Source organism: Promineifilum sp. (SeqCode) (assembly GCF_041918635.1).
In the GTDB taxonomy this organism is placed as follows: domain Bacteria; phylum Chloroflexota; class Anaerolineae; order Promineifilales; family Promineifilaceae; genus Promineifilum.
In genome coordinates, this window is sequence record NZ_JAYRVJ010000514.1 from 1 (window position 1) to 4,510 (window position 4,510).

General features: G+C 64.8%; 3 protein-coding genes. 2 read left to right on the forward strand and 1 reads right to left on the reverse strand.

Translation table 11 applies throughout. The annotated features are described in order from the left end of the window. Positions 1-259: 259 nt before the first annotated feature. A complete protein-coding gene (locus ACE3UY_RS15495) occupies positions 260-1,966 on the forward strand; it encodes an NAD-dependent malic enzyme (RefSeq protein WP_374688402.1) in 1,707 nt (568 codons plus the stop codon). Positions 1,967-2,050: 84 nt separating this feature from the next. Further along, entirely contained in the window at positions 2,051-3,283 is a 1,233-nt protein-coding gene (locus ACE3UY_RS15500; protein WP_374688403.1) for a hypothetical protein, read from the forward strand. Here ACE3UY_RS15500 and ACE3UY_RS15505 read toward each other — a convergent pair. After that, the coding region (locus ACE3UY_RS15505) for a C39 family peptidase (RefSeq protein WP_374688404.1) at positions 3,280-4,510 on the reverse strand (1,231 nt) is incomplete at its 5' end. The genes ACE3UY_RS15500 and ACE3UY_RS15505 overlap by 4 nt on opposite strands.

Sequence of the window (4,510 nt, forward strand, 5' to 3'; positions counted from 1 at the left end):
CCCACTTGTTGGCCCACTGCCGGGCGCACCTGGCCCCTTACAAGGTCCCGCGCCGGCTCACCTTCACGGCCGATCTGCCCCGCAACGCGCTCGGCAAAGTGCGGAAGGATGTTCTGCGCCGCCATTGCCCGTTGCCCCATTCGGGTATACACTAAAGTTTGGCGTCCACTTTTCAACCCACTTGAACCTGTTTCGCTAGAGTCGGATAAACCGCCGTGGCGACGCCATGGCGCGTTGTCCAGCCATTTCGGAGGGAAACATGAGCACTGTATTCACCTCTGTGGCCGACCAGACCGTTGACCACAACCGCGATGGTCAGATCGAGGCCATTCCCCACGGCTTTGAGCTTCTGCACGATCCCCTGTTGAACCGCGGCACCGGTTTCAGCGCCGAAGAGCGTGAGGCGTTCGGTCTGCGCGGTCTGCTGCCGGCCCGCGTCCTGTCTCTACAAGACCAGGTAGCGCGCATCCTGGAGAATCTGCGCAAGAAGCCGACAGACCTGGAGAAGTACGTCCACCTGATCGACACCGCCGACCGCAATGAGACGCTGTTCTACCGCACGATCATCGACAATCTGGAAGAGCTAATGCCCATCGTCTACACGCCGACGGTTGGGCAAGCGTGCCAACAGTACGGCCACATCTTTCGCCGGCCGCGCGGCCTGTTTATCTCGTCGGAGGATCGGGGGCACATCGCCGAGTTGCTGGCTAACTGGCCGCGCGATGACGTGCGTGTCATCGTCGTCACCGACGGCGAACGCATCTTGGGGCTGGGCGACCTGGGGGCCAACGGCATGGGCATCCCGGTGGGCAAGCTGGCGCTCTACACCGCCTGCGCCGGTATCCCGCCGGCGGTCACGCTACCGATCATGCTCGACGTGGGCACCGAGAACAAGCAATTCCAGGACGACCCGCTCTACATTGGCATGCCCCACGCGCGGTTGCGCGGCGAGGCGTACGACGAGTTCCTCGACGAGTTCATGGAGGCCGTGACGACCCGCTTCCCGCAGGTGTTGGTCCAATTCGAGGACTTCGCCAACACCCACGCCTTTTACCTGCTGCAGAAGTACCGCGAGCGCTACCGCGTTTTCAACGACGACATCCAGGGCACGGCGGCTGTGACGCTGGCCGGGCTGTTCGCGGCGCTACGCCTCATCGTCGCCGAGGGTGGGCCGCGGCGGCAATTGAGCGATCAGCGCCTGCTCTTCCTGGGCGCGGGCGAGGCCGGCGTCGGCATCGCCGATCTGGTCGTCTCGGCCATGGTCAAGGAGGGACTGACGCCCGAAGAAGCCCGGCAACACTGCTGGTTCGTCGATTCGCACGGGTTGGTGGTCAAGTCGCGCACCGATCTGGCGGCGCACAAGCTGCCCTATGCCCACGAGCACCCGCCCGTCGCCGATTTCCTGGCGGCGGTCGAGGAAGTGCGGCCGACGGCCATCATTGGCGTTTCCGGCCAGCCGCATACCTTCACGCGCGAGGTGATCGAGCGCATGAGGAAGTACAACGACCGGCCGATCATCTTCGCCCTGTCCAACCCCACGTCGAAGGCCGAGTGCACGGCCGAGGAAGCGTATACCTACACCGGCGGGCGGGCCATCTTTGCCAGCGGCAGCCCCTTCCCGTCGGTCAAGCTCTACGGCAAGACCTACAATCCCGGGCAGGGCAACAACTCCTACATTTTCCCCGGCGTGGGCCTGGGAATCGTCGTCAGTGGGGCGCGCCACGTGACGGACGCCATGTTCGAGGCCGCCGCGCGCACCCTGGCCGACCAGGTGACCGAGGATGACATGGCGAACGGCCGCATCTACCCGGTGCTGTCGCGCATCCGCTCGGTGTCGGCGGCCATCGCCGAGGCAGTCGCCGAGATCGCCTGGCGCGAGGGGCTGGCTACCGAGCCGCGACCCGATGACTTGGCCGGTCACATTCAGGACTACATGTACGACCCGGCTTACAGCCCGATGATTTGAACCTGGTTACCTGACGCTACAGCGCACACAGATCGCTGGCACTCCCCGGCGGTCTGTGTGCGTTTATTGCCTACCAGTCATCCTGTGATCGACTCACTGGCCCACGACGACTTCGAGCGTGCCTTCTACCGCTCACTCTGGCGCAAGCTCATTGCCCGACTGACCGGCCGGAACAACGAGTTGATGCCGTTCGATGAAGTGCGCCACGCGTTACCCTATAGCGGGCAGCGAGATATCGGCCTGCAATCGGTGCCGATCGAGAAGATCGTCGGCAGCGTCGGCCGCTATCGCGACTTTGATCGCGCCTTCCTGCCCACCCAGCGCCAGACAACCGAACGCTGGGTGAACATACGTCGCGCGCACTACAATGATGTTTCCCTGCCGCCGGTTGAACTGTACAAGATTGGCGAGGTTTACTTCGTCAAGGACGGCAACCACCGTGTCTCGGTGGCGCGCGACCGGAACCAGGTTGATATCGACGCCTACGTCACTGAGATCGACATCCCTTTCCGCCTGACAGCCGACATGGACATCGACACCGTGCAATCCGAAAAGGCTTACGCCCGTTTTCGCCAGGACACGCGCCTCGGCGAACTCCAGCCGGAGGCCGACCTCCACTTGAGCGATCCGGCCGAATATGAGCGTTTGCGCGAACACATTGACGCCCACCGCTACTACCTGGGCACGGAACGGCAGGCGGATGTGTCGCCCTCGGAGGCAGCGGAGTCGTGGTATGGCAGCGTTTACCGGCCACTGGTCGAGGCGATTGAGGCCCAGGGTTTGCGCAAACAGTTCCCCAGCTTGACTCCGGCCGATCTCTACCTGCGGGTCAGTGAATACCAGTGGCTCCTGAGGGAAGCCGCTCAGGAAACCGAGGCTGAGGAACAGGCGCGCGACGAGGCCACGGAACGGATGGCCGATATCTATCAGCAGCGGCTCGTGCGGCGGGTCATTCGCACCTTGCGCCACGCGACGTGGATCGACACGATGATCCGCGACAAGGAACATGCCGCGTTCATGGAGAAAACCCGCCTTCACGAACTGCGGCCCGACGCCCACGTACTGGCCAGCCTGCCGGGTAAGTACGAGAAGATACTGCACCATATTGACGTACACCGCTACTACCTGGGGCTAGAATACCAGCGCGACGTGTCGTGGCCGGAAGCGGTTGCCTCGTGGTATGACAAGGTCTACCTGCCGACCGTGCAGTCCATTCGCGAAGAGGGTGTGTTGGCCGACTTCCCCGACCGGACGGAGACGGACGCCTACATCTGGCTGGTGGAACACCGGGAAGCGCTGGGCGAAAAGGAGAGTTAGCCGCCCAGGGCGGCGACAGCAGCCAGCCCAACCGGCGACGTGGGGTTAAGTTCGGCGGCGCGGTCATAGGCGGCGCGGGCCGCCGGCTCATCGCCCAGGGCGCGCAGGGCGTGCCCCTGATAGAGGTACGTCTCCTCGACGCTGCGCCCACCCTGGCTGGCGAACGTCGCTTCGGCCAGCGCCAGCACGTCGGCCGGCCGGCCGGCAGCCAGATAGGCCTCGTAGGGGGCAAACTGGTACCACAGCATGCGCGCCGGCAGACCGAGCAGTCGCGCCTGATCGAACGCCGCCGCGGCGGCTTCGTAGAGCGCCGCGCCGTTGCCCTCGATAGGCTCGCCGCTCCCCTGTTGTCGTGCCTGCATGGTCAGGCTCGTCCCCAGATTGAACCAGGCGAAGGCGTTGCCCGGCTCGTGGGCTAATGTCGCCCGCGCCCGGTCGGCGGCGGCGCTCCACATGGCCGCGCCTTCATAGCCAGGGCCGAGCAGCGCCGCCAGCTCGGCCGTCCGCTCTGGTGGATGGACAACGATGAACACGTGGTTGAACTGCGTCCAGTAGCGTTCCGTGTCCTGGTAGGCGACCAGTCCATCCCCCTTCCACGGCCCCAGATAGGTGTCGCGGACGTAGAGGTGTTGCGTGATGTCGTCGTAGCCGAAGACGGTCAGGTAGTGCCCCATCCAACCGGTGGTCTCGTCCGGCTCCAGACCTTTCTCGATGATCACCGGAAAACCAGCGTCCACCAGCCGGCGCAGCAGATCGATGTCCCCGCCGACGTAGGCCGACGCGGCCAGGCCGGTCTGCTCGCGCACGTAGCTGACAATCTCCTCCGGCGAGACGTTGCGATCCTCATAGGTCGGCCGGATGACGGCGGCCACGTCGAACTGATCCACAGCCACGCCGTAATAGTTGAGCACCAGCGTCAGGTTGGTCGGGCCGCAATTGTTGAACTTCTGCGGGATGATGGGCAACCCGGCGATGCGGTTGTAGGGCGGTAGGGGCGGTGCGGTGGGTGAAAGGATGGCTGTCGGCGCCAGCGTTGGCGTTGGGATAAGGGTCGCGGCGGTGGTCGCCCCAACCGCTTCAGCTGTTGCCGCTGTGGTCGGTGTCGGGGCGACAGGACTTGCAACCTCCACAGTCGCTTCGCCCAGCGCCAGCGCCAGCCCCTCCGGCGCAGGGGCGGCCGGCGCGGGCAAAGCCGTCGGCAGCGGCGTCGTCACCAGGGCGATAACG